Origin of the sequence: Candidatus Accumulibacter aalborgensis, assembly GCF_900089955.1 — a bacterium.
Classification (GTDB): Bacteria; Pseudomonadota; Gammaproteobacteria; order Burkholderiales; family Rhodocyclaceae; genus Accumulibacter; species Accumulibacter aalborgensis.
In genome coordinates this window covers 133,739-150,883 of record NZ_FLQX01000001.1, presented here as the reverse complement: position 1 = coordinate 150,883, position 17,145 = coordinate 133,739, and the positions used below count along the sequence as shown (strand labels likewise).

Here is a 17,145-nt window from a genome sequence, read left to right as displayed (position 1 = left end):
AACCTGCAAGCAAGAATCCCAGATTCAGCGAACGGTCATGCCCGCGCTTTTTGAGAAGTTACATAATTGCGTTTGCTGGCTGGAGGAAGATCCGTCCGAGCCCGGAACGCAGCTTGTGGCAGGTTCCGGGCGATGCACCGATTTTAAGCTACAGGACGCCGATCATTTCTTGACCAGCGGGCACTTGGACGCCGACAGCGGCTGGAACGCCTCCGCGGCGGGGATCGTCTGGCGGACGTTGTAGTAGTCCCACGGATACTTTGACTCGTCGGGCTTCTTGACCTGGAACAGGTACATCTCATGCACCATGCGTCCGTCGTCGCGGATCCTGCCGTTCTTGGCGAAGAAGTCGTTGATCGGCATTTTCTTCATCTGCGCCATGACCACGGCCGCATCGTCGCTGTTGGCCTGCTTGACCGCTTTCAGGTAATGCATCGTCGACGAATACTGTCCGGCCTGAACCATCGTCGGGTTACGCTTGTGCTGGGCGAAAAAACGCTTGGCAAAGGCGCGCGTTTCGTCGTTGAGATCCCAGTAGAAACCCTCGGTCAGGTACATCGACTGCGCGGCCTTGAGGCCCAGCGAATTGACGTCGGTGATGAACATCAGGAGGCCGGCGAGCGACTGTTTGGGCGTGATGCCGAACTCGGCCGCCTGCTTGATCGAATTCGTCGTGTCGGTACCGGCGTTGGCCAGGCCGATGACCTGTGCGCCCGAAGCCTGTGCCTTGAGCAGGAAGGACGAGAAGTCCGAGCCGGGGAAGGGGTGGCGGACCGAGCCGAGCACTTTGCCTCCGTTGGCAACGACCACCTCCGTGGCATCCTTCTCTAGCGAGTGACCGAAGGCGTAGTCGGCGGTCAGGAAGAACCAGGTCTTGCCGCCCTGCTTGACCACCGCCTTGGCGGTGCCGTTGGCGACGGCGTAGGTGTCGTAGGTGTAATGAACAGTGACGTCGTTGCAGTCCTCGTTGGTGATGCGCGTCGAGGCAGCGCCATTGACGATCGCGATGCGGTTCTTTTCCTTGGCGATCTTCATCACTGCCAGCGCTGTGGACGTGGTGACCAGATCGGTGAGCACATCGACCTGGTCGCGTTCGAACCATTCGCGCGCCTTGTTGGCGGCAATGTCACCCTTGTTCTGGTGGTCGGCGGAAACCAGTTCGACCTTGAAGCCCGGCTTCTCCTTGGCAATGAAGTCGTCGATCGCCATCTTTGTGGCGAGAACGGAACCTGGGCCTGCCAGGTCGGAATACGCTCCCGAGAGATCGGTCAGCACGCCGATCTTGACGATCCCGTCGGAAACCTGGGCGGACGCACCGGGGGCGAGCGCGAAAAGCGCCGTCGTGCAGATCGGTGACCCGCAGGAATTCGGGATGGGCAGCCAGGGCGCTGGTCAATGGTCTGCCCGTCTAGTGGTAGGCATCGGCCACGTCGGCCGATCCGACGTAGGCCTCGAGGACCAGCCGGTTCTTCGAGACCTCTGCGTAAGGCCCCTCGGCAAGGATGCTGCCGCGCTGCAGCACGGTGGTCCAGTCACAGAGATTGGCGACCACCGAAAGGTTGTGCTCGACCAGCAATACGGTGCGCTCCCTGGCAACCTTGCGGATCAATTCGACGACACGGCCGATGTCCTCGTGGCCCATCCCCTGGGTCGGCTCGTCGAGCAGCATCATCGCGGGTTTGAGCGCCAGCGTGGTGGCGATCTCCAGTGCCCGCTTGCGGCCGTACGGCAGCTCGGCGGTGACCGTGTCGGCAAAGGTGGCGAGATCGACCGATTCGAGCAAGGCCATTGCCTCGCCGTTGAGGATGTCGAGACTCTTCGCCGAGCGCCAGAAGTGCATCGAGGTGCCCAGCCGGCGCTGCAGGCCGATACGAACATTCTCCAGCACAGAGAGGTGCGGAAAAATGGCCGAGATCTGAAAGGAACGTGCCATGCCGCAGCGAGCCGTCGCCGCCGGGGCCGTGTGGGTAATGTCCCGGCCCCGAAATCGGATCGTTCCCGAAGTAGGTGGCAGGAACTTGGTCAGCAGGTTGAAGACGGTCGTCTTGCCCGCGCCGTTGGGCCCGATCATCGCGTGGATGTGACCACTACGGACCTTGAGATCGACATTGGCGACCGCGGTAAAGCCCTTGAACTCCTTGGTCAACCCGGAGGTCTCGAGAATGAACTCGCTCATTTGAAGTCTCTGTAATCGGCTGGCGTCGATCGTCCCTGGCTGTCCGCCGTTACCCAAGGGAATCGCGCAACCGTCCAGCCAGTCGCCAAGAAGTTTCGCATACTCAGCTTGAGCGCGGAACAGTCCATGTCATGCACCGGAAATTCAACTCTACCGCCGAGAGTATGGCCGGTCACGGGCGCCGCAGTCAATCGAAAGCACGGTCCCGAGAAGCCATGACCAGCCAACCGAATCGCCACGCAGTCACTCGCTGGCGCGAATGCGCCTTCTCTATCAAGCGGCCGCGTTGACGGTGCACCGCACGGCAGGCAGGTCGAAACAAAAAGTGGTTCCGACACCGGGAGTGCTGTCCACGGCGATGTGCCCGCCGTGCAGTTCGACGATCCTGCGGGTGATCGCCAGGCCGAGACCGGCATTGCCCGCGCTGCCGAACTCGCCGCGGTCGACGCGGTAGTAGCGATCGAAGACCTGGGCCAAATCCTCCGGCGCAATTCCGCGGCCGGTGTCGCTGATGCGCACCAGCACGTGCGCGGCATCAGTAAGATGTCGTGGGCCTCGAGTTTGGTGAGTTCGAACAGGTCGCGCACCAGTTTGCCCAGTCGGTCGCTGTGCTTGGCTGCGATCTCGAGGTAGCTTCGTTCCTCCTCGGCGGGCAGCGTGCCATGCTTCAGGAGCAGGATCTCCAGGTAGCCCTGCATCGATGCCAGTGGCGTGCGCAGGTCGTGCGACACGTTGGCGAGCAATTCCCGCCGCTGCTCCTCGCTCTGTTCGAGTGCCCGGACCTGCGCGGCCATCCTGTCCGACATCTCCTGGAATGCCATGACCAGGCGATCGATCTCGTCACCCTCTGGATTGGCGCTCAGGCCGCACGTCGGTTGGCTGAGTCCGCGGGCGCGAAAGGCGTCCATCTGGGCGGCCAGCAGACGCAGGCGCCGGGTGAGCAGATTGAAGACGATCAAGGCCGCGAGCAGCGAGAAGGCGATGGCGCCAATGATCAGATCGGCGGCCAGTTCCAGCAGGCGGCGGCCTTCGAGCATCTGCTCCGTCGCGGCGATGAAGGCGGCGCCGATGGCAAAGAACAACAACATGAGAACGATCGCCAGCTTGCCGTACAGTGACCGGAGCATGGACGTTCGGCCGGCCTACTGGTCGCGGAACTTGTAACCCACTCCCCACACCGTGAGGATGAACTCGGGCTGATTCGGACTGGGCTCGATTTTCGCGCGCAGTCGGTTGATGTGCGCATTGACGGTGTGCTCGTAACCGCTGTGGCTATAGCCCCAAACCTTGTCGAGGAGTTGGGCGCGGCTGAAAACGCGGCCCGGATGCTCGGCAAAGTGCAACAGCAGGTCGAACTCCTTGGCGGTGAGATCGACCGGCTTGCCGGCCAGGGTCACTTGCCGCCGCCCGACATCGACTCTGAGCGGTCCAGAGTCGAGCACCTTGCCCTCATCCGAGGGACGGGAAAGGTGGTCCACGCGGCGAAAGATGGCTCTCTTTGACTCCGACGACGGCGCCAGCACCCCTCCCGGGAGCCGAACTTTTTTCCCCTCAGATTGATTCATATCAAAAAGAGTGTGTTAACCTTCGCCTCTGCTGAGAAACTGGAACGGGGTTCCGCACGGACCCTTTTTGGTACGTTTTCAAAAGGGCCAGGTGTCCGCGCCGTTGCTGTTCTGCGTGGCGTCGAGCTTGGCGGGGAGGGAGAAGAAAAATGGCAGGTTGCTCATACAAGAATGGCTACGCAAATCGTTTGCGACCCGGATTTACCGGGCTGTTGACCGCCGGGCTGCTTGCGTTGCTCAGTGGTGCGGCGAACGCCGCCTGGGAACTCAATCTGCAGGAGCCCGTGACTGCCGTCGCGCGGCGCGTCTACCACCTGCACAGTCTGTTGTTGTGGGTCATCGTCGTCATCTTCATTGGCGTCTTTGCGGTGGTTGCCTATTCCATCGTTGTTCATCGCAAATCCAGGGGCCACCGGGCGGCCAGCTTCCACGACAACACGACTGTCGAACTTGCGTGGACGATAGTGCCGACGCTGATTCTGATCGCTATTGCCTTCCCGGCAACGTCTGCCCTGGTGGACATGCGCGATACCTCGCGGCCGGACCTGACGATCAAGGTGACCGGCTATCAGTGGAAATGGGGCTACGAATATCTCACCGGAGACGCCGCGGGGGTCAAGTACATGAGCGTGCTTTCGACGCCACGCGAGCAGATCGAAAACAAGGCTCCGAAGGGCGAGCACTATCTGCTCGAGGTGGATCGCCCGCTGGTGGTGCCGGTCGGCAAGAAAGTGCGTATTCTGACGACGGCGAACGATGTGATTCACAACTGGTCTGTCCCCGCTTTTGCCGTCAAGACCGATGCCGTTCCCGGATTTCTGCGCGACACCTGGTTCCGTGCCGAGAAGGAAGGCACTTACCGCGGGCAGTGCTCAGAACTTTGCGGCAAGGACCATGGCTTCATGCCGGTGGTCGTCGAGGTCGTCTCCGAGGAAAAGTACGCGGCGTGGGCTGCCGAGCAGAAGCAGGAGCTGGCTGCGGCGGCTGAGGACCCGAACAAGGTGTGGACGCTTGATGAACTGGTGGCCCGCGGTGAGAAGGTGTACACCGCCAACTGTGCGGCCTGCCACCAGGCCACCGGCGCGGGGTTGCCACCCGTGTTCCCTGCACTGGACGGATCGAAGATCGCCAAGGGGCCGAAGCAGGGTCATCTCGGCATCGTCATCAACGGCAAGACGGGTACCGCCATGGCGGCCTTCGGAGCGCAGTTGAGTGACACGGATATCGCGGCCGTCGTCACGTATGAGCGCAACGCTTGGACCAACAAGCTTGGTGATGTCATTCAGCCCGCCGAAGTCAAAGCGCTTCGCGGCAAGTAGTCGCGCTACAGGCCATCAGGAGAATCTGACTATGCAAGCCACGTCACACGCCGGCTATGCCGGCAACCACGATCACGATAGCCACGGGCACCCGACGGGCTGGAAGCGCTGGGTCACGACGACCAATCACAAGGACATTGGTACGATGTACTTGTGGTTCAGCTTCGCGATGTTCCTCGTCGGCGGAGCGATGTCGCTGATCCTGCGCGCGGAGCTTTTTGCCCCGGGACTGCAGTACGTGTCCCCTGAGTTCTATAACCAGATGCTGACGCTGCACGCACTGATCATGGTCTTCGGAGCGATCATGCCGGCCTTCGTCGGCTTCGCCAACTGGATGATCCCGATGATGATCGGGGCTTCGGACATGGCCTTCGCGCGGATGAACAACTGGAGTTTCTGGTTGCTGCCGCCGGCCGCAATCCTGCTCTCAGCTTCGATCTTCGTTCCCGGGGGCGCCCCCGGAACCGGCTGGACCCTGTACCCGCCGCTATCCATCCAGATGGGGATGGGGATGGACATGGCCATCTTCGCGGTGCATATCCTCGGCATGTCATCGATCATGGGGTCGATCAACATCGTCACCACCATTCTCAACCTGCGCACGCCCGGCATGACGCTCATGAAGATGCCGCTGTTCTGCTGGACGTGGCTGGTGACCGCCTTCCTGCTGATCGCTTCGATGCCGATTCTGGCCGGCGCGGTGACCATGCTGCTCACCGACCGCCATTTCGGTACCAGTTTCTTCAGCGCCGCCGGCGGCGGTGACCCGGTACTGTTCCAGCACATTTTCTGGTTCTTTGGTCATCCCGAGGTTTATATCATTGCCTTGCCAGCCTTTGGCGTCGTTTCTCATGTAATCCCGGCGTTTTCGCGCAAGCCCCTGTTCGGCTATGCCTCAATGGTCTATGCCATTGCCGCCATCGGGCTGATCTCGTTTTTTGTCTGGGCGCACCACATGTATGTGACGGGCATTCCGCTCACCGGCCAGCTCTACTTCATGTACGCGACAATGCTGATTGCCGTGCCTACCGGGGTCAAGGTCTTCAACTGGGTCACCACCATGTGGCGCGGCTCGCTGAGCTTTGAAACGCCGATGTTGTTCGCGCTGGGTTTCCTCGTTCTGTTTACAATCGGCGGACTGACCGGCCTGGTGCTGGCCATGACGGCGGTGGACATCCAGTTGCAGGACACCTATTACGTCGTCGCCCACTTCCACTACGTGATGGTCGCCGGAGCGCTCTTTTCGGCCTACGCCGGCCTGTACTTCTGGTTGCCGAAGTGGACGGGGCACATGTATAACGAAGGTCTCGGCAAACTCCACTTCTGGCTGTCGATGATCTTCTTCAATATCGCTTTCTTCCCACAGCACTTCCTCGGCCTGGCCGGTATGCCGCGGCGGATTCCGGACTATGCACAACAGTTCGCCGACTTCAACGTGATTTCCAGCATTGGCGCTTTCGGTTTCGGCTTCAGCCAGTTGCTGGTCCTGGTGGTCGTCATCCAGGCAGTGAAGGGCGGCGCCAAGGCCCCAAGCCGGCCTTGGGACGGAGCGCACGGGCTGGAATGGACGGTGCCCTCACCGGCGCCCTATCACACCTTCGAGGACCCGCCGGTATTCAATCAGGCCGAGGCGCACGGATGACTCGCGACCCGTCGCGCGAGCAGAGCAGCCGTCGCATTGCGATCGGTCTGGCGCTGTTCTCTGCCGCAGTGTTTCTCAGCTTCGTCATCCGACAGTGGCTGAGCAACACGTGAATCCGGCCCTCGATCCGCCAGCGACGACGGTGCGACCGCAGGCGCGCAGTAACCAGCGCGTCGTGGCGGTCATGCTGACGGTGGTGGTCGGCAGCTTGCTTTTTGTCTCGGTACAGCCGCGCGTGTACCGGGCTTTTTGCGAGTGGACAGGTCTTTATGATATCGACCGTGCGGAGCGGGTTGCTGCCTCATCGATCCCTGCCCGACCGGTAACTCTTGAGTTCGATGCCAACACGCACGAGGGTGGATTGATCTTCCGTCCGCAGACCACCAGCCTGGTGGCCAGGACGGGGGAGATTGTGCACGTGGTGTACCGGATCGAGAATACTCGCGACCGCACGGTGATTGGTCAGGCCATTCCCAGTTACGGTCCGCAGTACGCGGGCGGCTACGTCAAGAAGCTCGATTGCTTTTGCTTCAAGCAGCAGACCTTTGCGCCGCACGAAATACGCGAGATGCCGGTCGTTTTCTTGCTCGACAAGAGCCTGCCAGAGGACGCCAACACGGTCACCCTCTCGTACACGTTTTTCGAGGTGCCGGCAGGGAGTAGCAATGCGCCGGCAACGCTTGCCGAAAGCGGGAAGTGATCGATGCCGCTGCCGGATTCACAAACGCCGAAAGGCGAACGCTTTCGCACCATTCGCACGGTAGCCTGGGGTCTGCTGGGGGTGCGCGGGCACAAACCGCACGAACACGACACACCAGCCCTGTCGCCGCTGCAGATTCTGATCACGGCGCTGGTTTTCATGCTGGTTTTCGTACTGGTGCTGGTAACCGTGGCAGTCTACATGACTGGTCACTGATCGGCAGCATTAACACCCTAGCAGGGCAATAACGACAATATGATCTGGAGGAAGTCAAGATGAGTCATCCCGCATCCACAAGCCGCTATTTCGTTCCCGAGCCTTCACCCTGGCCGCTGGTTGGCTCGATCGCGTTACTGCTGCTGGCCAGCGGCGCCGTGTTGATGATGAATTCCATTGCCAACGGCGGTTTCGTGCTGATCGGCGGCTTTGCCGTTCTGGCGATCATGCTGTTTGGCTGGTTTGGTCGCGTGATCGGTGAATCAGAGGGGCAGCGTTACAATCTGCAGGTGGACCGCTCCTTCCGTCTGGCGATGGCCTGGTTCATTTTTTCCGAGGTGATGTTCTTCGTCGCCTTCTTCGGTGCCCTGTTTTATATTCGCGTCGTGGCGATTCCTGACCTGGCGAGTCCCGAGCAGGCCGCGCTCTGGGAGGGCTTCCGCAACGTCTGGCCGAGTGCCGGACCGGCGGCCAAAGACCCGTTTACGCAGATGCACGCCTGGGGAATCCCAGCCATCAATACCCTGCTGTTGCTGAGTTCGGGCGTTACCGTGACGTGGGCACACTGGGGTTTGGTGGCCAACAAGCGGCAGCAGTTGATCATCGGCCTGATGTTGACCATTCTGCTTGGCGCGCTGTTTCTGACCCTTCAGGTGTACGAGTACCGTGAAGCCTACAGCCACCTGAATCTCAAGATGACCACCGGTGTGTACGGTTCAACCTTCTTCATGCTGACGGGCTTCCACGGTTTTCACGTGACGCTCGGGGTGACCATGTTGACCGTGATCCTGGTCCGCGCGATGAAGGGGCATTTCACTGCCGAGCGCCACTTTGCCTTTGAAGGCGTAGCCTGGTATTGGCACTTCGTCGATGTCGTCTGGCTCGGACTGTTTGTCGTCATCTATTGGTTGTAAGGGTTGTATTCGTGCCGGCGCAGCGTGGTTCCGCGCTGCGCCGCACCGGCTCGATCATAGTCGGTCAGCCATCCAGCCAAAATGCTGCGCGACCATCAAGAGCAGAAACAGGGCCAGGGAAAGACCCACTCGCCAGGACAGCGCCTTGACCGCCCTCGTCTTTCCCTGGCCTTGATCGCGATAAATGAATACCAGCGCACTACCGAGACTGACGAGAATTCCGATCAGCATCAGAACGATGATTACGCGCATGGCTTTCCCTTCCGAAAGCATGCAGTCTACCGGACTGACGGTTTGCACACCACACCGACGGCCATGAGTTCTCAAGGCACCTCAGTTCATGGAAGTCATGACCGTTTCGCTCACTTCCGGCACACCGCGCTCTACCCATGTCGATTTACCCTCCCAAGAGCAGCTTCCGGCGCTTTTTGCTGGTCATGCTGCTTATCCTGACCTGCCTTGGCATGGCCGGTCTCCAACTCTGGAGGGCGGCAACCCGTGGCGAGCGCTTCGAACGCGAGCAGGCCGCCCTGGCCTCGACGCCGATCAGTGTGTCGGCGCAGAACGCCGAGCGTGAGAACATCATTGATCGGGCGGCGACGGTGCGTGGTCGCTGGCTGCCCGAGAAGACGCTTTTTCTGGACAACAAGATCTATCGCAGTCGTCCCGGTTATCATGTCCTCACACCCTTGCAGTTGTCGGGCAGCGAGGTCGTCGTCCTGGTCAATCGCGGCTGGGTTCTCGCGCCGCGATTGCGTTCAGAGCTTCCACTCGTGGTATCGCCGACCGGTGAGATCGAGGTTTCCGGCGTGACGCGCGGCTTTGAAACGAAGACCTTCGAATTGCAGAAAAATCTCCCTCAGGGGTCGGTTTGGCAGCATGTGCGTGAAGCGGACTACCGCCAACTCAGCGGTCTGGACGCGCTACCGGTCATTCTGCTCCAGACCGGCGCCGATGGTGATGGTCTGATTCGTGACTGGGCTACCCCGGACAACCCGGCGACAAGGCACTACGGCTATGCCGCGATGTGGCTGGTTTTTGCCCTGATGGCTGCGTCGTACGGCCTCCTGGCATGGCGAAAAAATGACAATTGATAAAATTGCGCAGGGCAAGGGCGGAGACAGCGTGCTGGCGACCACCGATGCCCCAACTACCCGTCGGCTCAAGGGACGATTGATACTGCTGGCCATCGTGGCGGTAGGCGTATTGCCTTTGCTTGGTGCCTTGTACTTTCGTTACGTGTCGCCGCCGGCGGTCAAGGCGACGGCAGGTCGGCCGCTTGATCCTCCGCTACCGCTTGCGTTTGAATTCTTGCAGCGTTCGGATGGCACGCCGCTGCAGCATCCTGAAGTCAGCGGGACGTGGTTGGTGATCTTTGCGGCACCCGGCGCGTGCGACGCGCGCTGCCAGCACACGCTTTACCTGACGCGGCAGGCACGCACCGCTCAGGGACGCAACATGGCGCGCGTGGACCGCCTTTGGTTGGTCACCGATGCCACGACGCCGACGGCAAGCTTGTTGTCGGAACACCCGGACCTGACGGTGGTCAAGGCGACGGATGGCAAAGTGCTGCAGGCGCTCGGCGGGACTGACAGCCGCTATATCAATCTGGTAGACCGACGAGGTCTGCTGGTCTTCCGCTACCCGGACGACCCAGAGCCGAAGGCTTTCATTGGTGAGCTCGGCAAGCTGATCAAGTTCTGAATACAATCATAATCTTGGGCACAGTGCTTGCCAACAGAGTCGGGCTCCATGCTAGAATTCCCCGGTTCATGCTTTGACTTGCGTCAAGTCCAGCCAGGCTGCTCGCCGAGCCTGGTCATTCTGGAGGAAGTCGATGAGCCTGGTGGCAGCACAGACGCTGACAGGGCGAACCTGGGTGGCCCGTCCAAACCGCTCGCTTTCAGCGCTTGGACGCAGACTCGTGTTCGTCGTCACCGCCGCTGTTTCCGGGACCATCGCCTTCGTCTTCTCGTGTATTGGCGCCTGGCCGGTGGCTCCGTTTACCGGCCTGGAACTGGCGCTACTCTGGTGGGCGTTGCGCCGCACCGAAGCGTGTGCTCATGACGTCGAGACGATCACGCTTGAGTCAGGACATCTGACGATCGAAACGCGTCGCGGTGCTCGCCTGGAGCGTCATGTGTTTCAGTCGTACTGGGCGCGGCTACAGGTGATCAAGCCGCCTGGACAAGCCAGCCACCGCGTGCTGATTCGCTCGCACGGCAAGGAGGTCGAAGTAGGCAGTCTGTTGAACGAAGAGCAAAGGATGGCGCTAGCCAAAGATCTGAAACAAGACCTGGCTGCCCTGCAGCCCCGACAAAGTATTCCATGGAAACAAGCACAAACAACTTGAGCACGATGACTCCCATCAGCCGCGACGCGCTGCAGCTGCATAACGACTTCATGCTCGTCATAACGGCGTTGTTCATCGTGGTGTTCGGCATCATGATTTATACGATGGTCAGGCACCGGAGGCGTGCCGGCTATCGGCCGACCAAGTTTACGGGGCCGACCGGGACGGTGCAGTGGCTGTGGGCAATGGTGCCGTTTGCCATCCTGCTGTTCGTCGACTACGCGCTGATGGGCCTGAACTGAAGCACGGCCAGGCGCCGCTCGGCGTATGGATCGTTAGCTGAAGAATGGGTAGATCGGACAGAAAGGAAAGCATATGGCCGTGATCAGCACCAATTCCCGTCGTTCAGCGGGGCAACGCCTGTCGGCTTTCTTCGAGTTGTGCAAGCCGCGGGTCAACAGCCTGATCGTGTTCACCGCCATGATCGGGATGTTTTTGGCCGCGCCTCAATTCCCGCCATTCGCGCTCTTTGTCGCGGCGTCGATCGGCATCGCTCTGGTCGCCGGCGCAGCGGCAGCAATCAACTGCTTGATCGAGCAACAAATCGACGCCCGGATGGCGCGCACGCGCGCTCGCCCGACAGCCCGCGGCGAAGTGTCGACCGCCGAGACGCTGACCCTGGCGACGCTGGTCGGTGGTTTCGGGTTGTGGGTTCTGCACGCCTTTGTCAATCCGCTGACCATGTGGCTGACGCTAGCCACTTTTCTCGGCTACGCGGTGATCTATACGGTCGTGCTCAAGCCGGCAACGCCGATGAACATCGTCATCGGTGGAGCCTCTGGTGCCATGCCGCCCCTGTTGGGCTGGTCGGCGATCACCGGCCAGGTCGGTCCCGAGGCGCTGGTCCTGTTTCTGATCATTTTCATCTGGACGCCGCCGCATTTCTGGGCGCTCGCCTGTTACCGCTGTGCCGACTATGCCAAGTCCGGCTTGCCCATGCTGCCGGTCACTCATGGCATTCCGTTCACCTGCCTGCACAGCCTGCTCTACGTGGTGATGCTTACCGGCGCGACCATTCTGCCCTATACCCTCGGCATGAGTGGCCCGTGGTATCTGACCGCCGCGCTGATCCTCGACACCATTTTCCTCGTCTACAGTGTCGTTCTCTGGCGTGACTACAGCGACAAGTTGGCGAGAATTACTTTTCGTTACTCGATCATCTATCTGACGCTGCTCTTCGCCGCCCTGCTGGCTGACCATTTCCTGCGCTGATGGATCACCCGCCGAGGGCGCCCAGCAGTTTTTCGTGGATGCCGCCAAAGCTGCCATTGCTCATCACGAGCACCTGATCGCCGACTCGTGCGGCGCCGGCAATGCACCGTACGAGTCGGTCGAGATCGTCGTCGACGGCCACTTTGTCGCCCAGGGGTGCCAGTGTTTCGCCGATGTTCCAGCCGAGATTGGCCGCGTAGCCGAACACCAGGTCGGCCTCCGCCAGGCTCGCTGGCAGCAGGGCCTTCATGGTCCCCAGCTTCATGGTATTCGACCGGGGCTCGAGGACGACCAGAATGCGCGCGCTGCCAACCTTGCGCCGCAGACCGGCGATAGTCGTCGCCACCGCTGTCGGGTGGTGAGCAAAATCGTCGTACACGCTGATGCCGCCGGTCGTCCCACGCAGTTCGAGACGCCTCTTGACATTCTCGAAACGTGACAGAGCCGTCAGTCCACGGGCCAAGGGTACGCCGACGTGTCTTGCCGCCAGCAGTGCGGCGACGGCATTGTTGCGATTGTGGTCCCCGGTCAGACTCCACTGCGTGCTGCCGACCTCCTGCTCGCCCTGGAAGAGGGAAAGCGATCCGTCGACGTCGCTGCCCACTGCCCGCCAGCCAGCAGGATCGTTGAATCGCTCGACCGGCGTCCAGCAGCCTCGCGCGAGAACGTCGTCCAGACTCGCTGCCGCGGCATTCGACACGATCAGCCCATGACGTGGCAGTGTTCGCACCAGGTGGTGGAACTGGGTCTCTATCGCCGCCAGATCGGCAAAGATGTCTGCATGATCGAATTCGAGATTGTTGAGGATCGCCGTCCGCGCGCGGTAGTGCACGAACTTCGATCGTTTGTCGCAGAAAGCGGTGTCGTATTCGTCGGCTTCAATGACGAAAAACGGCAATTCCGTGGCGCTTCCCCACAGCCGCGCCGAAACGCCAAAGTTCATCGGCACGCCGCCAATCAGGAAGCCGGGGCTCAAACCCGCATGCTCCAGAATCCACGCCAGCATGGCGGCGGTCGTCGTCTTGCCGTGTGTCCCGGCCACTGCCAGTACCCAGCGCCCGCGCAGGACATTCTCGGCCAGCCATTGTGGACCAGAAAGATACGGCAGACCTCTGTCGAGGATCTCCTCGAGCAGCGGATTGCCCCGCGCAATGGCGTTGCCGACGAGATAGCAATCGGGTTCGAAGGCGGTTTGCGCCGCATCGTAGCCTTCGATGACTTCGATCTCCGCCGCTTCGAGCTGCTTGCTCATCGGTGGGTAGATGGCGCTATCGCAACCCGTGACGCGATGTCCTGCGGCGCGCGCCAACTGTGCTACGCCGCCCATGAAGGTACCGCCAATACCAAGGATATGAATGTGCATGTCGCAAACCAGGTTAGCAGATTGGAATTCAAACTTCCCCCGAAGGGAGGCGCGATTGTACCCTGCCCAACGGTCATCGCTTCTCAAATGACTTCAGAATAATCGAAGCCGTGACTCGTTGCCTCACGGCAAACCAGAATACAATTCGCCCAAGAATCCCCTCCTTCCGAAATCCGTCCACCTGACCACGACCAGAACGATGTTCCGAACGCTCAACCACCCCGCCGTGTGGGCGATCACGCTGTCGGCCGCCGGCATCCTGATGGTCACCATGGGCGCCCGCCAATCGCTCGGCCTGTTCCTCTCGCCGCTCAACACGAGCACCGGCCTTGGCGTTGCGTCGATCAGTCTGGCGATGGCCGTCGGCCAATTCACCTGGGGCGCCGTCCAGCCCTTTGCCGGTGCTGCGGCGGACCGTTACGGGCCGAGTCCGGTGCTGCTTGGCGGGCTGTTGCTGCTTGCCCTGGGCAGTGCGATCACTCCTTTCATGAGCAGCACCTGGGGCCTGATCGTTTCGCTCGGACTGTTGTCGGCAATCGGCTCCGGGGCCGGCAGCTTCTCGGTCCTCATCGGCGCTTCGAGTCAGCGCCTGCCGCTCGAAGCGCGCGGAGCAGCCTCCGGCGTGATCAATGCCGGCGGCTCCTTCGGTCAGTTCGTCTTCGCCCCGATCCTGCAGGCGCTGATTCAGACCATTGGCTGGATGGGGGCGATGTGGTCACTGGCCTTGATGACGCTGACTGCCGTGCCGCTGGTGCGGGTGCTGTCCACGCAGTCGGAACAACCGCCAAAGCCTGCGGCTGAAGCGGGTCTCTGGCAGAGTGTTCAGGATGCGCTGGCCGACCGGAGCTACCAGTTCCTCAATCTCGGTTTTTTTACCTGTGGTTTCCACATCGCTTTTCTGGTGACCCATCTGCCCGGCGAGGTCAGTCTCTGCGGCCTGCCGTCGGCGGTGGCCAGTTGGTCGCTGGCGATCATCGGCCTGTTCAACATCATTGGCAGCCTCTATGCCGGTTCCTGCGTCACCCGCTATCGCAGCAAGGTCGTCCTGTTCTGGATGTACGCCTCGCGTGCCGTGCTGGTGGCCTTGTACCTGGCGGCGCCGAAGACCGAGTTGACCTTCTATGTCTTCGCCGCCGGGCTGGGCTTTACCTGGCTGGCCACCGTGCCGCCGACGGCGGCCATCGTCGGCAAGCTTTTCGGCGTGCGCTATCTCGGTACGCTGTTCGGCATGAGCCTCCTGTCACACCAGATCGGGGGGTTTTTTGGTGCCTATCTGGGTGGCGTTGCGCTCACGCGCTTTGGTGACTATGCGTGGATGTGGTACGCCGACATCGCGCTGGCCGCGGCGGCGGCGCTTTGCAATCTGCCGATCAGGGAAGCTGCGCTGCCCCGGCCGGCAAGCTGAGGATCGACTCGCATGCCTCCCCTGAACGGTCTCGGACAACCGGTGGGCGACTTGCTCGCCGACTGGAATGCGGCACAACATCCCGCTGGCCAGATCCTGGCGGGGCGTTTTTCACGCCTCGAACCCCTGTCCGCCGGGCGGCATGCGGCCAGCCTTTTTGCCGCCAACGCGCTTGACGTTGACGGCGGCAACTGGACCTACCTGCCGTATGGCCCTTTCGCGAACCTCGACGGCTACCGGGAGTGGATCGAGACACACTGTCGCGCTGGCGATCCCCTGTTCTACGCGATCATCGAGCGGGCGTCCAACGACGCAGTCGGCGTCGCCAGTTACTTGCGAATCACCCCTGCCAGCGGCTCGATCGAAGTTGGCCACCTCAACTTCTCGCCGCGCCTGCAGCGGACACCGGCTGCCACCGAGGCCCTGTACTTGCTGATGAAGAACGCTTTCGAGCTGGGTTATCGACGCTGCGAGTGGAAATGCGATGCGCTCAACGCGCCCTCGCGCGCCGCGGCGCTGCGCTTGGGACTGTCTTTTGAAGGCATCTTCCGGCAAGCCACCGTGGTCAAGGGGCGCAGCCGGGATACTGCCTGGTATGCAGTGATCGATCGTGACTGGCCAGGCCTGGAAGCGGCTATCGCACGCTGGCTCGATCTGGCCAACTTTGACGAAGCCGGCAATCAGCGCGCCTCGCTTTCGGCGCTGATCGGCTTAACGCTTCAGTGCGGACCGCTGGTCCCGGTAGGCTGACCGGAAAGTCGCCCGGTCACTTTCGCTCCAGCCCTGGGTGTGGCGCATCAGTTGGTCGACATCATGCGCGGCGACGCGCTCGCGGCTGATTCCCTGGCGTAGTTTTTCCAGGTCGATGAAGCGCACGTCAGCCTCCTGATAGGACGCGGTCGTCGGCGCCGTTCGCGGTACGAACAGATGCTTGTCATACAGGCAACTGTGCTGCAGGCGATGATGGTGGAGGCGTGCACAGGCGAGGGCGACGGCGGTGATCAGTGACTGGCGCTGCCCTTCTTCGCTGTGCTCAGGCGCCGCATTCCACTCGTCAAGACTCATGAAGCTGTCGAGCGCGCGGGTCACCAGAATGGCGCGCCAGCGTCCTGCTGCCAGCCGATCGCCGTAGTACAGCGCTTCCACGACGCCGATATCGTGCGCTTGCAGGCGCAGGATGTTCAGGTATTCGCGATAGAAGGTCGGGATGCCGCAGACGGGATGGCGCAGTGTGCGGCACAGGTGGTTTTCCTGACGCTTGAGGAAAATAGCGCTGCCATCAGCCAGCACATGACGACTGGCGCCACTCCAGCCACCACGCCGTTGGTTCGGCGCTTCATGCCAGTCGGCGCTGACTGACCATAACGCCTCGAAGTCGGCCAGGCCGCTGGCGGCAAGTTGCGCCCGGGCGGCCTGATGCGGAAAAAGATCGCGCGCTTTCATCGTGCTCGCCGCACTTAGATGCCCATCTTGCGTAGCACATAAGTGCGCCACATGAACAGATGCGGCAGGAAATCCACATGCCCGACAATAGTGAAGCCGGCATCGCGACATTCCTGCTCGAACTGTGCGCTGGGGACGATGAAGCGGTTGTCGCTCTTCTCGCCGCCTTGCCGGCGCTTTTCTTCGAGCTTGCGGCGACGCCAGGCCTTGTAGTTGCCATCGACCCACAGCGACAGCACCACCGTATCGCGAGTGACGCGACGAAATTCCTTCAGCATCGCGATACGGTTGCTCGACTCACCGACGTGATGCATGAGGCGGATCGAGAAGACGCAATCGACGCTGTGGTCTGGCAGAGTGATCTCGAAGGCGGAGCACTGCAGCAGTCGGAAGCGGCGAACGACTGCGGGGTCGCGTACTCTGGCGGCGACTTCGAGCATGGCTTCACTGTAGTCGGCGGCGAGCAGCTCGCGTTGCGGCTCCCTGGCCAGCATGTCCCAGAAACGACCCGTACCACAGGGCAGGTCCAGCACCGACGCAGGATTGCCGGCAAGCGCCAGGGCGCGTTCGGCCATTCTGTGTTCGAGCCGGTCGGAGAGCTTTTTTCGGTGGTGCTTCTGGAAGTACTGCTGCGAATGGTCGTCGGTGTACTTGTCCGAAAAAGACAGGTGAATGGACGGTTTCTGCGGGTCGCTCATCGAGTGGCTCGGAATCGGGTGCGCCGGCCGGGCTGGCATGCGGCAGAGACGAAAGCATACCATCAGATGACCTGATTTCGCGGATTTGGCGCTATGCGCGGTAGCCGTGGGTCGAATCAGGCCGCAGATCGTGACACGA

20 protein-coding genes and 2 pseudogenes are annotated in these 17,145 nt (G+C 61.3%); 13 read left to right on the top strand and 9 right to left on the bottom strand.

Going from position 1 to position 17,145, the window contains the following annotated elements; translation table 11 throughout:
* Positions 1 to 162: 162 nt before the first annotated feature.
* The 5 genes and pseudogenes from ACCAA_RS00770 to ACCAA_RS00755 all read right to left on the bottom strand — a co-directional run.
* A complete protein-coding gene (locus ACCAA_RS00770) occupies positions 163 to 1,350 on the bottom strand; it encodes an ABC transporter substrate-binding protein (RefSeq protein WP_245754367.1) in 1,188 nt (395 codons plus the stop codon).
* A gap of 58 nt (positions 1,351 to 1,408) precedes the next feature.
* Positions 1,409 to 2,176, bottom strand: a complete 768-nt coding sequence (locus tag ACCAA_RS00765) for an ABC transporter ATP-binding protein (RefSeq protein ID WP_186405339.1) — start codon at positions 2,174 to 2,176, stop codon at positions 1,409 to 1,411.
* A gap of 273 nt (positions 2,177 to 2,449) precedes the next feature.
* Entirely contained in the window at positions 2,450 to 2,701 is a 252-nt protein-coding gene (locus tag ACCAA_RS21840) for a sensor histidine kinase (protein ID WP_245754362.1), read from the bottom strand.
* An 86-nt stretch (positions 2,702 to 2,787) separates the two neighbouring features.
* Positions 2,788 to 3,084 (bottom strand): annotated as a pseudogene (locus ACCAA_RS21835) (sensor histidine kinase); the annotation flags it as partial.
* 234 nt (positions 3,085 to 3,318) lie between these two features.
* Positions 3,319 to 3,672: pseudogene (locus tag ACCAA_RS00755) on the bottom strand (winged helix-turn-helix domain-containing protein); the annotation flags it as partial.
* Positions 3,673 to 3,890: 218 nt separating this feature from the next.
* Here ACCAA_RS00755 and coxB point away from each other — a divergent pair.
* Genes coxB through ACCAA_RS00730 form a run of 6 tightly spaced genes read left to right on the top strand, consistent with a single transcriptional unit; the run spans position 3,891 to position 8,532 of the window.
* Entirely contained in the window at positions 3,891 to 5,060 is a 1,170-nt protein-coding gene (gene coxB / locus ACCAA_RS00750; RefSeq protein WP_186405337.1) for a cytochrome c oxidase subunit II, read from the top strand.
* A 31-nt stretch (positions 5,061 to 5,091) separates the two neighbouring features.
* The gene (ctaD, locus tag ACCAA_RS00745) at positions 5,092 to 6,702 is read left to right on the top strand and encodes a cytochrome c oxidase subunit I (protein ID WP_186405336.1); all 1,611 of its coding nucleotides are present in this window, start codon (positions 5,092 to 5,094) and stop codon (positions 6,700 to 6,702) included.
* Positions 6,699 to 6,815: a cytochrome oxidase small assembly protein gene (locus tag ACCAA_RS21730; RefSeq protein WP_222104788.1), complete on the top strand. Its 117-nt coding sequence runs from the start codon at positions 6,699 to 6,701 to the stop codon at positions 6,813 to 6,815. The genes ctaD and ACCAA_RS21730 overlap by 4 nt, the downstream gene beginning before the upstream one ends.
* On the top strand, positions 6,812 to 7,402 hold the full coding sequence (locus ACCAA_RS00740; protein WP_245754361.1) for a cytochrome c oxidase assembly protein: 591 nt from the start codon (positions 6,812 to 6,814) through the stop codon (positions 7,400 to 7,402). Before ACCAA_RS21730 ends, ACCAA_RS00740 begins: the two co-directional genes overlap by 4 nt.
* Positions 7,403 to 7,405: 3 nt before the next feature.
* Complete coding sequence (locus ACCAA_RS00735) at positions 7,406 to 7,618, top strand: DUF2970 domain-containing protein (protein ID WP_186405335.1); 213 nt, start codon at positions 7,406 to 7,408, stop codon at positions 7,616 to 7,618.
* A gap of 59 nt (positions 7,619 to 7,677) precedes the next feature.
* Positions 7,678 to 8,532: a cytochrome c oxidase subunit 3 gene (locus tag ACCAA_RS00730; protein ID WP_186405334.1), complete on the top strand. Its 855-nt coding sequence runs from the start codon at positions 7,678 to 7,680 to the stop codon at positions 8,530 to 8,532.
* Between the two features lie 54 nt (positions 8,533 to 8,586).
* Here the strand turns inward: ACCAA_RS00730 and ACCAA_RS00725 are convergent, their stop codons facing one another.
* The gene (locus tag ACCAA_RS00725; protein WP_186405333.1) at positions 8,587 to 8,784 is read right to left on the bottom strand and encodes a twin transmembrane helix small protein; all 198 of its coding nucleotides are present in this window, start codon (positions 8,782 to 8,784) and stop codon (positions 8,587 to 8,589) included.
* A 137-nt stretch (positions 8,785 to 8,921) separates the two neighbouring features.
* On the opposite strand from ACCAA_RS00725, the gene ACCAA_RS00720 reads away from it, so the two are divergent.
* From ACCAA_RS00720 to cyoE, 5 genes are all read left to right on the top strand, one after another.
* A complete protein-coding gene (locus ACCAA_RS00720) occupies positions 8,922 to 9,626 on the top strand; it encodes an SURF1 family protein (RefSeq protein ID WP_186405332.1) in 705 nt (234 codons plus the stop codon).
* Positions 9,616 to 10,236 (top strand): hypothetical protein, encoded by a 621-nt coding sequence (locus tag ACCAA_RS00715; protein ID WP_186405331.1) that lies wholly within the window; start codon positions 9,616 to 9,618, stop codon positions 10,234 to 10,236. The genes ACCAA_RS00720 and ACCAA_RS00715 overlap by 11 nt, the downstream gene beginning before the upstream one ends.
* A gap of 133 nt (positions 10,237 to 10,369) precedes the next feature.
* Positions 10,370 to 10,885, top strand: coding sequence for a DUF2244 domain-containing protein (locus ACCAA_RS00710; RefSeq protein ID WP_186405330.1), 516 nt, complete (start codon positions 10,370 to 10,372; stop codon positions 10,883 to 10,885).
* A gap of 5 nt (positions 10,886 to 10,890) precedes the next feature.
* Positions 10,891 to 11,127 carry a cytochrome c oxidase subunit II transmembrane domain-containing protein gene (locus ACCAA_RS00705; protein ID WP_245754366.1) on the top strand — a complete coding sequence of 79 codons (237 nt, stop codon included), beginning with the start codon at positions 10,891 to 10,893 and terminating at the stop codon, positions 11,125 to 11,127.
* Positions 11,128 to 11,200: 73 nt separating this feature from the next.
* A complete protein-coding gene (cyoE, locus tag ACCAA_RS00700) occupies positions 11,201 to 12,097 on the top strand; it encodes a heme o synthase (protein ID WP_186405328.1) in 897 nt (298 codons plus the stop codon).
* Between the two features lie 4 nt (positions 12,098 to 12,101).
* Here cyoE and mpl read toward each other — a convergent pair whose 3' ends face one another.
* Positions 12,102 to 13,460, bottom strand: coding sequence for a UDP-N-acetylmuramate:L-alanyl-gamma-D-glutamyl-meso-diaminopimelate ligase (gene mpl, locus ACCAA_RS00695; protein ID WP_186405327.1), 1,359 nt, complete (start codon positions 13,458 to 13,460; stop codon positions 12,102 to 12,104).
* 199 nt (positions 13,461 to 13,659) lie between these two features.
* Between mpl and ACCAA_RS00690 the strand changes: the two genes are divergently transcribed.
* Entirely contained in the window at positions 13,660 to 14,865 is a 1,206-nt protein-coding gene (locus tag ACCAA_RS00690; RefSeq protein ID WP_186405326.1) for an MFS transporter, read from the top strand.
* Positions 14,866 to 14,877: 12 nt separating this feature from the next.
* Positions 14,878 to 15,615, top strand: coding sequence for a GNAT family N-acetyltransferase (locus ACCAA_RS00685; RefSeq protein WP_186405325.1), 738 nt, complete (start codon positions 14,878 to 14,880; stop codon positions 15,613 to 15,615).
* Here the strand turns inward: ACCAA_RS00685 and ACCAA_RS00680 are convergent.
* Both ACCAA_RS00680 and ACCAA_RS00675 read right to left on the bottom strand, forming a co-directional pair.
* On the bottom strand, positions 15,577 to 16,308 hold the full coding sequence (locus ACCAA_RS00680) for a lipopolysaccharide kinase InaA family protein (RefSeq protein WP_186405324.1): 732 nt from the start codon (positions 16,306 to 16,308) through the stop codon (positions 15,577 to 15,579). The genes ACCAA_RS00685 and ACCAA_RS00680 overlap by 39 nt on opposite strands.
* Positions 16,309 to 16,322: 14 nt before the next feature.
* On the bottom strand, positions 16,323 to 17,006 hold the full coding sequence (locus tag ACCAA_RS00675; RefSeq protein WP_186405323.1) for a class I SAM-dependent methyltransferase: 684 nt from the start codon (positions 17,004 to 17,006) through the stop codon (positions 16,323 to 16,325).
* Between the last annotated feature and the right edge of the window lie 139 nt (positions 17,007 to 17,145).